Here is a 13,372-nt window from a genome sequence, read left to right as displayed (position 1 = left end):
CTATACATATTTATTACAAAATAATTATTTTTCTAATATTTTTCTATAAATATTTACAAAAACTTCTATTAATGGTAAAATTATAAATATTAAATCGTTTTTCACAGGAGGTGACATTAATGGAGATTAATCATAAAAGTATAATTAACAATATTAATAATTCTTATGTTGATACAGTAAATTACTTATTCTTTACTCCTGATTTTTTTGTAGAAAATCATTACATTAAAGATTTGAATGATAATATGGAAAATATCTTAATTAATGAAATACTTGAGGTTGATGACGAAACACTAGTTAAATTTATAATTGGATTATGTAAAGATAAAATGGAAGACTATTTCTCTGCTATTGAAATATTTGAAGATTTACTTAAAGATATAAATTCTATAAAAAATGTATTCATTGCAGGAAATATTTATTCTATGCTTTCAATTCTATATTTAAAATTAAATAATTTTGAATATAGTAAGAAATATTTTGATTTAGCAATTAATTTTTTAGAAAGCAACTTCCAAAATGAATCATTACTTTTTCTTTATATTAATGTATCTATTACAAAATTGAAAATATGTAAATTTGATTCTTCAGTATATATTAATATTAATAATGCCTTTAGACTTTTGTCTGAAGCAGAATATTCTTATTCTTCTCAAGCATATCTAAAGCTTGGCGTTATTTATTTTAAATATCTAAATTTAAATAATATTGCTATAAAGCTTTTTAAAAAAGGCTTATCAATAGCTAAAGAAAATAAAGATGATAAATTAAAAATTTTAATCAATTTCTATATTGCTAAAACTTATAGATCATCCGATAAAACTAATGATAGTTTAGAAATATTGAATTTTATAATAAGAGAGTTTAATGAAATTTTACCATGTCCCTTAAAAATAAAGATATATAATGAGATCATTAAAATTTATATAAACTTAAATAAAAATTCTGAAATCATAGAAGAATTTTTAGAACTTTACAAAAAAGAATTATACAAGATAGAAAGTTTTTACTTTGATGTTTATTTAGCAAAATATAATTTACTACAAGTTAAATTTAAAATATCAAAGGATATTAATCCCTTAACTGATTTATTTTATTACTTAGACAATGCTTCATACATTTATAAAAGTAATCTTTCCAAATTTAGATTTATGGACTTTTGCTATTGGCTGGAAATTTCATATGGTAATGTATTCTTTAAATTAAAAGATTATAAAAATGCTTTATTTCATCATAAGAAATCGCTACTCTATTCTGAAAAGTTTCAGGATAGAAGAACTATTAATTCTTTTAAGCTAATATCTAAAGATTATGAAGCTCTTTCTGATTTTAAGGAATCTCTCATATATTTTAAGAAGTCTAACTATATAATTGAAAGATATGACAAAATCAAAAATCATGATTTGTTTATTAGATTATTTGAGGACTATGAGAATTCCAAAAGCTATCATTCTGTAAAGAATAACTTTTTTTCTAATCTTAGTCATGAACTTAGAACTCCAGTCAACATAATTTATTCTTATGTTCAGCTTATGAGTTCCTTAAAAGATAAGGATTCATATCATATTGAAGATTGCTTTTTTAAATATGAAAGAAGTATAAAACAAAATTGTTTGAGAATGCTAAAGCTCATAAATAATTTAATAGATATAACCAAGATAGATTCTGGATCTGTACAATTGAATACCTCTCCTTTAGATATAGTACCTTTTATAGAAAATTTAACATTATCTGTAATCCCGTACACTAAATATAAAAGCCTTAATATTATTTTTGATACTAACATAGAAAATTTATATATGAAGCTAGATCCTTATGCATTAGAAAGAATATTATTAAATTTATTATCTAATTCTATTAAATTTACTAGGACTAATGGAAATATACTAGTTAAACTTGATAAAACAAATTTTGATTTAAAAATAATTGTGAGAGATGATGGTATTGGAATACCTGATAATTTAAAAGATTTAGTTTTTAACCGCTTTTTTAAAGTAGATACAACTTTATCTAGAAATACAGAAGGAAGTGGAATAGGTTTATCAATAACAAAAGGGTTGGTGGAAATGCAGGGAGGATATATCTATCTTAACAAAGACTATACTGATGGCTGTGAATTTGTAATAACCTTTTCTAATATGTTAGAAGTTAATGATTCAATCGATGTTGATTTTAAGCATTTTATTGATGATGAAAAAATACTAAGAGAACTATCTGATATATATGAATTGTTCTAAATACTAATATTTGAAAATTGTATCAAACAAACTACTTTTTTAGTATATATTTTTATATAAATGTATTTTTTATATCATTTAGCAAATACTACTATTGCATTTTAGATTATTGTCTAAATATATTTTAAGGAGGATTCTAAATGAAAAAGTTTGTTTGTACTGTTTGTGGCTATATACATGAGGGAGATGCTCCACCTGAATTTTGTCCTGTCTGTAAAGTAGGCTCTGAAAAGTTCCAAGAAATTACTGATGAAATGAGATGGGCAGATCAACATAAAATTGGTACTAAAAATGATCTTGAACCAGATATGCTAGATGCATTAAGAGCTAACTTTACCGCTGAGTGCACTGAAGTTGGAATGTATCTAGCTATGTCACGTCAAGCTGACCGTGAAGGTTATCCAGAAATTGCTGAGGCATATAAAAGAATTGCCTATGAAGAAGCTGAACATGCATCTAAATTTGCTGAAATTTTAGGTGAAGTTGTAGTTGCTGATACAAAAGCTAATTTACAAGCAAGAGTCGAAGCTGAATATGGTGCTTGTGACGGTAAAAAGAAACTTGCTGATTTAGCTAAGCAACGTAATCTCGATGCAATTCATGATACTGTACATGAAATGTGCAAGGATGAAGCAAGACATGGTTGCGCTTTTAAAGGCCTGCTAAATAGATATTTTAGTTAATATTTAATTGATAAGGAGAGATTCTAATGCAAAAAATTTATTGTAGTGCAAATAATTGTTCCCATAACAAAGAAAATATTTGTTTTTCTAATCGTATAAATGTTGTTGGAAAGAATTCAGATAGCGAATGTGATACATGTTGTTCATCGTTTTTAGATCGTGCAACTTATGGTAATTTAACTAATAATGCCTATGATGAGGGGGATCCTTGTAGTTGCTTAGTCTGTAAGGTTAATAGTTGTAAATATAATGAAAATCAATTATGTTCACTAAATTCTATAAACATTTCTGGAAATAGCGTTAAGTTATATAGCCAAACCAATTGTGAAAGTTTTTGTAGAGAATAATATAAATAAAAATGATATCCAACAAAGGATATCATTTTTTATTTATTAAGGGGATAAATTATTTATTGCTAAGCCGCGCTAACAACTTATATACATATAATACTATGCTTTTATGTCAGTACTGTTACAAAAAATATAAGAAAGTATTTCTTTTTTCTTAAGACTCTTAATTTTTCTTAAGTTCATTTAACTTCTTTTGAAGATTATACACCCTTATATTTGACTTTAACTTAGCTATAAACAACTCCTCGTCTATCGGCTTAGTGATAAAATCATCTGCTCCACTATCTAATATTTTAGATAATGCTTTATTATTATCTAATGCAGTAACTGCTATTATTGATGAATCTATATTATTTCTTCTTATTTTTCTAATAAGATCTTTTCCAAATTCATTTTTGAGTATAATATCTATTAAGTATATATCATACTTTTTCCCACTTTCTATTAAAGATTTTCCATCTTCATAATAATCTACGTTACATATTTTTCTGTTCTCTAATATTGTTCTTTCTAATTCTATAAAGAAATTATTATCTTCAACAATCGCTATACTTGCTTCCTGAAGATTGTTCATATATTCATCTTCCCTAAATACATTATCTAAATATTTTCTTATTTCATCTTCTAAATCCTTTTTTAAAATATATTCACTTATTCCAAGGTTAATAAGATCTTTTCTTGTATCACTCATATCTTCACTAGTTACAACAAATATAGGAATATCAAACTTGTTATTTACTTCTCTTACAAAGTCCTCAATATTTCCATCCTTTACATATAAAGATGAAATTATAAGACAAATATTTTGCGATTCTAATACTTCTCTTGCTTCATGGAAATCCTTAACATTAATATAATTATGTCCTTTTTCTTCAACGTTTTTCTCTACTAATTTAGAAAAAAAGCTACTTTGTTCAATATGTAATATATTGCACATACTTACCACCCCTTTATTAAATCTAATTTCATTATACAGTATTTCTTCTCTTCTTTTAATTAAATCTTCTAAACTTGTATAAAAAAATTAAACTAAAGAAATTTTTCTTAACAATAACTTACATATGTTTATTTAGTTCACAGTTATTTTCATTTGCTAGGGAACAGGTATCAGGTATCAAGTATAATCAAAAATTAAGATTATATATTTAATAATTATTTTTTCTAAAAGAATCTACCATCCGTTACCTATTACCTCTTACTTGTTACATGTTACCTGGTTACATGTTACCTATTCCCTGTTACTTTATCCAATAAACTATGCCTTGTGCACTACAATCTAGAAATTTTACTTCGCAATTTATTATCCCAAATGTGCTATCCATCTATATACATATAAAAATAATAAAATCATTATACTCCCTAATAATATCCATAAACTTGTAATTATAATTTTTTCTATTTTTTCATTCATAAATACACCTAAAATTTCTATTATCTATTATTGATAATAATCTATAACATTCTTTAAAAATTTAACTGTTTGAATCGGTGCTTTTCCTATAGAAGTTTCTCCTGCTAGCAGTAAACCGCTTACCCCACCTTTTATAAATCGATGAATACTTTCTATTTCTGGTAATGTAGCTAAATGTCCATTTTTCATACTATTTAATAAATGAGTTGCTATAATTACTTTTTTATTTTTTGATTTTATTGTTTCAATAGCTTTTTCTTGTAACTTTATAGCATTTAATATTCCTGACTCTGGTACTAAATCTCCTCTTCCTATAACTATAGAATCTACTACCTTTAAAATATCTTCAATATTATTAATGCCAGTAGGTGTTTCCAGTTTTGCCCAAACTTTACAGTTTGTATCTTTGCTACTACCTTTTATAATTTCTTTTATTATATTTATATCATCTTTTTTTTCTACAAATGATTGACATATAATATCTACATCGTTATTTAATGCCCACAATATGTTCTCTTTATCAACTTCACTTAAACAATTTTTATCATCATAAATACCTGATAAATTACAGCCCTTACCCCCTCTTATAATTCCACCTTTTATAACTCTAGCATTTATTACTCCTTTATCTATTTTAATTATTTCAAAATTCATTGTATTGTCTTTCATAGAAATAGTTTTTATATTACTTTTAATTATTTCATCGGTTTCTATTGTCAATGGAATTAGCTTCATGTCTTTTAATTTTAAAGTATCTATACCTCTATAGAAATCTTCTCCACAAAAGTAAACTTCTTGTCCATTATAAACTTTGTATATATATTTTAAGTCCTTAGATACTCTTATTTTTTTCCCGCATAAATCAACTAGTATATGTATATCTCTTTTTAGTTCTTTAGAATATTTTATTACATATTCAAATTCTTCTTTATTAAAATGAGAACAATTTAGTCTTAATATATCTACTCCATTTTCTATTAGTTCCTTAATAATCCATTTATCTGTAGATTTTGGTCCTATAGTGGCTATTATATGCATAATTTTCTCCTAATTATTGATCATAATTATCTTTACTACAGAAATTCAATTTTTATTACAAAAATTTATTTATAATTATAATGAAAATATGATATAAAATTATTTTTATTTAAGATAATTTTATATCATATTAAATAATCATTATTACTATCACTCCCTATTTGGGATTTCATTTAGTATATCAACGATTCCTTCTATATATAATTGTTCTATTGTCTCTTCAGCTTCTACTGGTATTTTAACATATAAAGCTGGTGCATTTATATTTTTAAGCAAGTATAAATGATCTCCCTGTTTACAAATTATATTTTTTATATTTTCATTTAATAATTTATTTACCATTTCACTGCATTTTTTAGACTTCTCATTGTTATCATAAAATATTTCACATTGTGAAATATCTTTCTTAAATTCTATTCCAACATAAAAATCTATATTTGTTATATTTGCTATAAGGACCTTCTTTAACAAGCTTCTTGCTGTACTTTGACCTTGATACAAGTCAACAATAAAATTACCACTTTCCTTTAATTTTTGTGAAATAGCTTTTAAAATTTCAGTATTATTTATATCTATTCCGTATTTCACTTTGCCTCCAAGGAAAATTATTATTAGTTCATTCTATTCTCTTTTGTATGAATATGTTCTAAAGTCTTTGTTGAAAGAATAAATTTATATATAAGTTATCTTAAGGAGGTTCATAGTGAAAAAATTTTTTATCACCTTAATTTGTATATTTATTATTTTCTCTTTTTCAGGTTGTAATTTTAATAAATCACAGTACATAAGACCTGGTACTAAACCTAACAATAATTATTATACTAATGAAATACAAGAAAGATTGGATCAAAATGATTCTTATACTATTAAGATTTTTGATTTAAATGTATATAAATATTATGATGTTAATGAAGAAGAACATAGTATTTTACCTGAATTTATCGACTCTTTAAACGATGAAAACTATGGTGCTGTAGTAGAAGAAGGGCTTTCTCCTGAATATAAGTTATTACTAGAATTTTCAGATGTAAAATATATTATAAATGCATACAACGATAAATTAATTTCAATTTATCCTTGGGATGGGGTATATGATGAGGATACTATTTCCATGGAAGGTGTTTCTGACTATTATAATTTATATAAATTTTGTGAATATATAAAAAAAGTTTCTAATGGATTTGAAGGATAAATACAGAACAGTAGGTAAAATTTATATAAAGTAAAACTTTACCTACTGTCATTTTTTCTTAAGCTAACGGTTATTATTTTTTTATTTCTTCAAGCATTTTAAAAACTCTTTTTCTATTCAATGGATGAATTTTATTGGGCGCTATTTCATTTAATGGAGCTAATACAAACTCTCTTTCTTCCATTCTTGGATGTGGAATTGTTATAAAATCATCACTAGTAACTAAATCATCGTAAAAAATAATATCTAAATCTATTACTCTCGGTCCCCATCTAATTACTCTTTCTCTTTTCATGTCTTTTTCAATATTCAATAATAAATACATAAGTTCTCTTGGATTTAATATGGTGTCTACTTCTATAGCTGCATTTTTAAAACTATCTTGATTCTCATATCCCCAAGGTTCTGTTTCTATTATTTTAGAGGCTTTTAACACCTTTATTTCTTTATTACTTTTTATTTTCTCTATAGCAATATTTATATTTTCAGTCTTTTCTCCAATATTACTACCTAACGCAATATATGCGTTATGCCATCCTCTATTTATTTCTACTGCAGCTGTATCTAAATGTCTACCTATTGGTGCCCATGGTTTTTTTAATAATACTTTTATGTTTTTCACTAAATCATAGTTATATAATACATATTCTGCTATCTTTTCTGCTGCGGTTTCTATTAAATCATAACTCTCTTTTTGAAATTCCTTTTCAATATTATGGCAAAGCTCCCCATAATGAACTGACTTTGTTAAATCTCCACTCTTAGATGCTAAACTTAAATCTACATCTAATTCTAAAGATAATATAAACTTTTGTCCAAGAGATTTCTCTTCATTAAATACACCATGATTTGCAAATATCTCAACATCTTTTAAATATAACTTATCCATAGTTTTCCCTCTATTTCATTCTTAATATTTTATCAGTCATAATACATGCTCTTTTGTTTTCAAGTACATCATGTACCCTAACAAATTTACACCCCTTCATTATTCCCATTACAGTAGTTGCTATAGTACCTTCTCTTCTTTCATCTACTGGTAAGTCTAATGCTAAACCAATCATTGATTTTTTTGAAGTTGCAAGTAAAACAGGAAATCCTATATTTACAATTTTCTCTAAGTTATTCATTACAATTAAATTTTCTTCATAGTTTTTAGCAAATCCTATACCTGGATCTAATATAATATTTTCTCTTTTTACTCCAGCATCTAAAGCTATATTTATACTTTCTATTAAATCTTCTATTACATTCTTCATTAAATTTGTATAAGGCTTATTTTCTCTGTTATGCATTAATATACATGGAATATCATATTTTGCTGCTACTTCCGCCATATTTTTATCTTTTTTAAATCCCCATACATCATTTATTATATCTGCACCTGCTTTTATAGCTTCTTCAGCAGTTTTGCTTTTATAAGTATCTATTGATATTAAAACATCTAGTTCACTTTTTATAGCTTTAATTATCGGAACTACTCTTTTTATTTCTTCTCCTTCGGATATATAATTCGCTCCTGGTCTTGTTGATTCTCCCCCTATATCTATTATATCGGCTCCTTCTTCTACCATTTGCTTTGCTCTTTTTACAGCTTGCTCTACTTCATTATATTTTCCACCATCAGAAAAAGAATCTGGTGTTACATTTAATATAGCCATTATATAAGTTCTTTCATCTAAATTTATTTCTTTATTTCCTATCTTCATACGTCTCTCCCCTTTAGCTTATATTTTTATAATCTTATTTTTTTTATTTTCATCCCAATAACAATCATTATAAGATTTGCAGTTAAAACAATTTCTTGAAAGTTTATCACTTTTATATATTATTTTTGAAAGCTCATCATCACTTTCTTTTCTATGCTCTTTTATGCATTTAATAATTAGTTCTTTATCCTTATGAGAAAAATTTGTATCTTCTAATATTTCTGATGCTATTATAGCACTACCCTTATGATGATCTATTCCTTCATTATATTGCATAACTCTTCCTATATCATGTAATAATGCTATTGAATATATTATTTCTTTATTATATCCTAATCCTTTTTCTAATACAGTTATATACGCAATTCTTGCAACATCTAAAAAATGTTCAATGGTATGATTACAAAACTCTCTATTTATTTCTAATTGGTTTAATTCATTTAATAATCTCTTATACTTAGGATGATTTAGAATTTTATTAACATTTCCCAAAATTCTACCCCCTATTTTAATAAACTCATTACTTCTTTTCTTAATTGATAATCCTCTTTAAAACATCCTCTATATGTTGTTGTTACAGTTTTTGTTCCTGTCTTTTTTACACCTCTCATAGTCATACACATATGTTCAGCTTCAATTATTACCATAACGCCTTCTGCATTTAAATATTTCATTATTGCATCAGCAACTTCTGTAGTTAATTTTTCTTGTAATTGTGGTTTTTTTGCATAAACTTCTACACATCTTGCGAGTTTTGAAAGTCCCGCAACCTTTCCTTTTGGTATATAAGCAATGTGTGCTTTACCATAAAAAGGTACAAGATGATGTTCACACATTGAATAAAAAGTGATATCTTTTTCAAGAACTAAATCATTTTCCTCAACAGTAAAAGTTTTTTCTAACTCACCTTTTGCATCTTTTCCTATTCCTGAAAAGATTTCTTCATACATCCTAGCTATCCTATCTGGAGTTTCTAAAAGACCTTCTCTATTTGGATCTTCCCCAATACCTTCTAATATTAATTTTACTCCTTCTAATACTTTTTCTCTATCTATCATTAAATGCCCCTCCTAATTTCCAATTTGTGATTCATATTCTTTTCTTATCTTAATTGTGATTTTATTTTCTGTCAAAATTCTATTTTCAAATTTACTTACTCCCATTATACCCAATAAACTATTAGTTATAAATATTTCATCAGCATTTATGATATCATCTAAACTTACTTCTTTTTCTATTACATCATAATTTTTAATAAGGTGATTTCTTACTACACCTGGAAGTAATCCACTACTAATTTTTGGTGTAAATATTACATTATTCTTCACAGCAAATATATTAGAAAAACTTCCTTCGGAGACATATCCTTTTTCATTCAAAAATATGACCTCATTATATCCTTCTTCCAAAGCCTCTTCTCTTTCTAAAATATTTTCTAAATAATTCATAGACTTTATATATGTCAATTTAGATGTAGAATTTTTTATTGTTTTTGCTACCTTTAATGAGAACCCTCTTAGATAATCTCCGCTCTTATATAATAGTTCTCTAGTTTCTAATAATATATTTTTTTCTGTTACAATTATTTTCAAAACACAATTTTTTATATTAAAATCATTTATTATATTACTAATATATTCAACTTCAATTGCTTCTCCAATTTTAAGAATATTAATACCATTATTAAGCCTTTTTATATGCTCTTCTAAAAACAATGGCTTTTCTTTTACTAGTATGGTTTCAAATACCCCTCTAGCAAAAAAGTATCCACTATCTATAGTTATTTTATCTTTTCCTATTATTACATTTCTCATCATAATACCCTCATTAAGGCTTTTGCTTTATCTAGTGTTTCATTATACTCATCTTCTTCTATAGAATCATAAGTTACTCCTCCACCAACGCCAAAGTAGGCCCTATTGTCCTTTTTAATAATTGTTCTTATAGCTATATTAAAATCAGCATTTCCTCTAAAATCAAAATATCCTATAGATCCTGTATAAAGATTTCTTTTTAATCCTTCTAGTTCTTCTATTATCTCCATAGCTCTAATTTTAGGAGTTCCTGTTATAGATCCCCCAGGGAAACATTCCTTAATACATTTTACTGATGATATATTGTCTTTTAAAATACCCTCTACGGTTGACACTAAATGAAATACTGTTGCATATTTTTCAAGTTCAAATAGTTCAGTTACCTTTACTGAGTAAGGTTTGCATACTTTACTTAAGTCATTTCTTTCAAGATCTACCACCATTAATAACTCTGCTCTATCTTTTTCGCTATTTATAAGTTCTAAACTATTTTTCTTATCTTCTTCTTCATTTTTCCCTCTAGGTCTTGTCCCTTTTATTGGCCTTGTAACTACCTTCCCTTTATTTATTTCAATAAATCTTTCAGGCGAAGAACTTATGACCTGAAAATCTTCAAAATTCATATAAGCAGAAAATGGTGCCTTATTTATAGTTCTTAACTTTTTATATATCTCAAAAGGTTCTTCTTTATTTTCTGTATAAAACCTTTGAGTCATATTAGCAATATAAACATCACCATTTATAATATATTTTTTTAGTTTAGTAATTGCATTTTTATAATTTTCTTTTTCAAAATTAGATTTAAAGTTTTTATTTATAGATTCAAAATCCTGCTCTTTTATTATATTTGCTAACTTTATCTTTTCCTCTAAATAATCTAAGTCTTCATTATAAGCATTATCAATTATTGATGTTATGTATTGTTTTTTATTTTCTAAATCAAACACTATAATATTCTTATAGAAAATAAACTTCATATCACTTATGTTAAAATCCTCTTTACTTGTATCTGGAAGTTCTTCTAATATTCTTCCTGTATCATATGATATATAGCCTATTGCCCCTGAAATAAATGGTATATTGTCATATCCATCATTATCAAGTTTATATTTATTTATAAGATTTTCTAAAACAGTAAAAGGCTCTCCATGAATCTTAACTTTATCGATAAATGACTCTTGTCCTTTCGATTCAAAAATCATAAAAGGATTTATTCCTATAAAAGAGAATTTAGATAAAATTTTATCTTCTTTAGATGAATCAAGTAATATTGTATTTATTTCGTCCTTGAAAATATTATAAACTTCAAGAGGATTGTAATTTGTACTTATTTCTCTAACCCTAATCATCTTTATTCTCCTTAAAGCTCTTCGATATTTGTATAAAATTCTCTATTATCTTATGTCCCTCTTCTGTCATTTCAGCTTCTGGATGAAATTGAACTCCAAAAATAGGATATTTTTTATGTTTTATTCCCATAACTACATTATCTTCGGTGTAACTAGTTACTTCTAAGTCATTACTAATATTTTTATTATCTATTATAAGTGAATGATATCTTGTTACCCTCAATGGATTTTTTACGCCATTAAAAATATCTTTATTTGAATGATTGATATAACTTATTTTTCCATGAACAGGTTCTTTTCCTTTTATTATATTACTAGAAAAATAATGTCCTATGCACTGATGACCTAAACATATTCCAAGTATAGGCTTTACTCCCTTAAATTTATGTAAAATTTCTAGCGATATCCCTGCCTCATTAGGTGTCTTAGGTCCTGGCGAAATTATTATTCCATCTATCTCTAACATTTCTATTTCTTGAATAGTTATCTTATCATTTCTATATATTAAAACTTCTTCTCCTAATTCTTCTATATACCTAACTAAATTAAACACAAAAGAATCATAATTATCTATCATTAAAAGCATAAATATCCTCCATGTTTTATATTAAAAGTAAATCTATTGTGTTAAAATATTTTTAATGAATAGATTATATCATAATAATATATAACTTTAAAATTTTAAGTTACATATTATTAATTTGGAAGGAGAAGATATATGTTTAAATGCGATTTGCATATTCATTCTATTTGCTCTGATGGTAGATTTACTCCTAGAGATATAGTAAAAATGGCAAAGCAAAGGAATTTGGATTATGTTTCATTAACAGATCACGATACATTAACTGGTATAAAAGAAGCTTTAAATGAAGCAGAAGCTCTTAATGTTAAGTTTATTCCCGGAATAGAGCTATCTACAGAATATAATAGAGAATCAATTCATATTTTAGGCTTTTTTAATAAAGATAATTATGATCATCCCGAACTTAATAATATATTAGCCGAATTAAAAGAAAGAAGAATTTCCAGGGCTCATAAGATAGTTGATAATCTAAAAAAATATCATAATATTAAAATTGATATAAATAAGGTTTTATCTAACGGAAAAGATACTATAGCAAGACCTCATATAGCGAAAGCTATAATAGATGCTGGTTATTCTTATGACCATGATTATATTTTTGATAACTTTATAGGTAATAACTGCCCAGCTTATATTCCATCTACTAAACTTTCTACAAAGGAAGGGATCGAATTATTAAAGAAGTATAATGCCTTAGTTTTTTTAGCACATCCTGTATTGGTTAAGAAAACACCAGTTGAAGATTTATTAGATTTAGGATTCGATGGACTTGAAGCTATTTATTATAAAAATAAAGAAGCTGATACAGAGAATTTTTTAAAATTAGCTAAAGACAGAAATTTATTTATTTCAAGTGGATCCGACTGTCATGGTATCCCTAATGATAAAGGCCATGGAAGTGTTGGAGATGTTAATATTACTCAAGAGGATTATATAATCTCAATGTTAAATTGGGTTTTATCTTATGATTAAATCATAAAGGGCTGTTAAATAGACAGCCCAATTA

At 25.8% G+C, this 13,372-nt stretch carries 15 protein-coding genes; 5 read left to right on the top strand and 10 right to left on the bottom strand.

Going from position 1 to position 13,372, the window contains the following annotated elements:
- Window positions 1–119 precede the first annotated feature (119 nt).
- From AAT22_RS18580 to AAT22_RS10420, 3 genes are all read left to right on the top strand, one after another.
- Window positions 120–2,237 carry a HAMP domain-containing sensor histidine kinase gene (locus tag AAT22_RS18580; RefSeq protein WP_052953940.1) on the top strand — a complete coding sequence of 706 codons (2,118 nt, stop codon included), beginning with the start codon at window positions 120–122 and terminating at the stop codon, window positions 2,235–2,237.
- A gap of 140 nt (window positions 2,238–2,377) precedes the next feature.
- Window positions 2,378–2,920: an NADH peroxidase gene (locus AAT22_RS10425; protein ID WP_016207221.1), complete on the top strand. Its 543-nt coding sequence runs from the start codon at window positions 2,378–2,380 to the stop codon at window positions 2,918–2,920.
- Window positions 2,921–2,946: 26 nt separating this feature from the next.
- On the top strand, window positions 2,947–3,267 hold the full coding sequence (locus tag AAT22_RS10420; protein WP_016207222.1) for a DUF1540 domain-containing protein: 321 nt from the start codon (window positions 2,947–2,949) through the stop codon (window positions 3,265–3,267).
- 166 nt (window positions 3,268–3,433) lie between these two features.
- Here the strand turns inward: AAT22_RS10420 and AAT22_RS10415 are convergent, their stop codons facing one another.
- The 3 genes from AAT22_RS10415 to AAT22_RS10405 form a co-directional block, all read right to left on the bottom strand.
- Window positions 3,434–4,207: a response regulator gene (locus tag AAT22_RS10415; RefSeq protein WP_016207223.1), complete on the bottom strand. Its 774-nt coding sequence runs from the start codon at window positions 4,205–4,207 to the stop codon at window positions 3,434–3,436.
- Between the two features lie 501 nt (window positions 4,208–4,708).
- Window positions 4,709–5,719, bottom strand: coding sequence for a pyruvate kinase (locus AAT22_RS10410; RefSeq protein WP_047001157.1), 1,011 nt, complete (start codon window positions 5,717–5,719; stop codon window positions 4,709–4,711).
- Window positions 5,720–5,869: 150 nt separating this feature from the next.
- Window positions 5,870–6,307 carry an N-acetylmuramoyl-L-alanine amidase gene (locus AAT22_RS10405; RefSeq protein ID WP_047001156.1) on the bottom strand — a complete coding sequence of 146 codons (438 nt, stop codon included), beginning with the start codon at window positions 6,305–6,307 and terminating at the stop codon, window positions 5,870–5,872.
- Window positions 6,308–6,422: 115 nt separating this feature from the next.
- Between AAT22_RS10405 and AAT22_RS10400 the strand changes: the two genes are divergently transcribed.
- The gene (locus AAT22_RS10400) at window positions 6,423–6,911 is read left to right on the top strand and encodes a DUF4883 family protein (RefSeq protein WP_047001155.1); all 489 of its coding nucleotides are present in this window, start codon (window positions 6,423–6,425) and stop codon (window positions 6,909–6,911) included.
- Between the two features lie 73 nt (window positions 6,912–6,984).
- Here the strand turns inward: AAT22_RS10400 and folK are convergent, their stop codons facing one another.
- Genes folK through AAT22_RS10365 form a run of 7 tightly spaced genes read right to left on the bottom strand, consistent with a single transcriptional unit; the run spans window position 6,985 to window position 12,369 of the window.
- Window positions 6,985–7,800 (bottom strand): 2-amino-4-hydroxy-6-hydroxymethyldihydropteridine diphosphokinase, encoded by an 816-nt coding sequence (gene folK, locus AAT22_RS10395; RefSeq protein WP_047001154.1) that lies wholly within the window; start codon window positions 7,798–7,800, stop codon window positions 6,985–6,987.
- Window positions 7,801–7,810: 10 nt separating this feature from the next.
- Window positions 7,811–8,620: a dihydropteroate synthase gene (gene folP, locus AAT22_RS10390; protein ID WP_047001153.1), complete on the bottom strand. Its 810-nt coding sequence runs from the start codon at window positions 8,618–8,620 to the stop codon at window positions 7,811–7,813.
- An 18-nt stretch (window positions 8,621–8,638) separates the two neighbouring features.
- The gene (locus AAT22_RS10385) at window positions 8,639–9,112 is read right to left on the bottom strand and encodes an HD domain-containing protein (protein ID WP_047001152.1); all 474 of its coding nucleotides are present in this window, start codon (window positions 9,110–9,112) and stop codon (window positions 8,639–8,641) included.
- A gap of 11 nt (window positions 9,113–9,123) precedes the next feature.
- The gene (folE, locus tag AAT22_RS10380) at window positions 9,124–9,678 is read right to left on the bottom strand and encodes a GTP cyclohydrolase I FolE (RefSeq protein ID WP_047001151.1); all 555 of its coding nucleotides are present in this window, start codon (window positions 9,676–9,678) and stop codon (window positions 9,124–9,126) included.
- Between the two features lie 12 nt (window positions 9,679–9,690).
- Complete coding sequence (locus tag AAT22_RS10375; protein ID WP_242835092.1) at window positions 9,691–10,437, bottom strand: aminotransferase class IV; 747 nt, start codon at window positions 10,435–10,437, stop codon at window positions 9,691–9,693.
- Complete coding sequence (gene pabB / locus AAT22_RS10370; RefSeq protein WP_047001150.1) at window positions 10,434–11,783, bottom strand: aminodeoxychorismate synthase component I; 1,350 nt, start codon at window positions 11,781–11,783, stop codon at window positions 10,434–10,436. The genes AAT22_RS10375 and pabB overlap by 4 nt, the downstream gene beginning before the upstream one ends.
- Complete coding sequence (locus tag AAT22_RS10365; protein ID WP_047001149.1) at window positions 11,776–12,369, bottom strand: aminodeoxychorismate/anthranilate synthase component II; 594 nt, start codon at window positions 12,367–12,369, stop codon at window positions 11,776–11,778. The genes pabB and AAT22_RS10365 overlap by 8 nt, the downstream gene beginning before the upstream one ends.
- Before the next feature lie 132 nt (window positions 12,370–12,501).
- On the opposite strand from AAT22_RS10365, the gene AAT22_RS10360 reads away from it, so the two are divergent.
- Window positions 12,502–13,338: a PHP domain-containing protein gene (locus AAT22_RS10360; protein ID WP_047001148.1), complete on the top strand. Its 837-nt coding sequence runs from the start codon at window positions 12,502–12,504 to the stop codon at window positions 13,336–13,338.
- Window positions 13,339–13,372 lie beyond the last annotated feature (34 nt).

The organism is Clostridium sp. C8 (genome assembly GCF_001010885.1).
Lineage (GTDB): Bacteria > Bacillota > Clostridia > Clostridiales > Clostridiaceae > Clostridium > Clostridium sartagoforme.
The sequence above is the reverse complement of the archived record's forward strand: the minus strand, read 5'-3'. Positions and strand labels throughout refer to the sequence as shown.

What these genes read in the sequence shown, in the direction of transcription:
- AAT22_RS18580 (WP_052953940.1), top strand. Translation starts at nt 120, where the DNA reads ATGGAGATTAATCATAAAAGTATAATTAACAATATTAATAATTCTTAT.
- AAT22_RS10425 (WP_016207221.1), top strand. Translation starts at nt 2,378, where the DNA reads ATGAAAAAGTTTGTTTGTACTGTTTGTGGCTATATACATGAGGGAGAT.
- AAT22_RS10420 (WP_016207222.1), top strand. Translation starts at nt 2,947, where the DNA reads ATGCAAAAAATTTATTGTAGTGCAAATAATTGTTCCCATAACAAAGAA.
- AAT22_RS10415 (WP_016207223.1), bottom strand. Translation starts at nt 4,207, where the DNA reads ATGTGCAATATATTACATATTGAACAAAGTAGCTTTTTTTCTAAATTA.
- AAT22_RS10410 (WP_047001157.1), bottom strand. Translation starts at nt 5,719, where the DNA reads ATGCATATAATAGCCACTATAGGACCAAAATCTACAGATAAATGGATT.
- folK (WP_047001154.1), bottom strand. Translation starts at nt 7,800, where the DNA reads ATGGATAAGTTATATTTAAAAGATGTTGAGATATTTGCAAATCATGGT.
- folP (WP_047001153.1), bottom strand. Translation starts at nt 8,620, where the DNA reads ATGAAGATAGGAAATAAAGAAATAAATTTAGATGAAAGAACTTATATA.
- folE (WP_047001151.1), bottom strand. Translation starts at nt 9,678, where the DNA reads ATGATAGATAGAGAAAAAGTATTAGAAGGAGTAAAATTAATATTAGAA.
- AAT22_RS10375 (WP_242835092.1), bottom strand. Translation starts at nt 10,437, where the DNA reads ATGATGAGAAATGTAATAATAGGAAAAGATAAAATAACTATAGATAGT.
- pabB (WP_047001150.1), bottom strand. Translation starts at nt 11,783, where the DNA reads ATGATTAGGGTTAGAGAAATAAGTACAAATTACAATCCTCTTGAAGTT.
- AAT22_RS10365 (WP_047001149.1), bottom strand. Translation starts at nt 12,369, where the DNA reads ATGCTTTTAATGATAGATAATTATGATTCTTTTGTGTTTAATTTAGTT.
- AAT22_RS10360 (WP_047001148.1), top strand. Translation starts at nt 12,502, where the DNA reads ATGTTTAAATGCGATTTGCATATTCATTCTATTTGCTCTGATGGTAGA.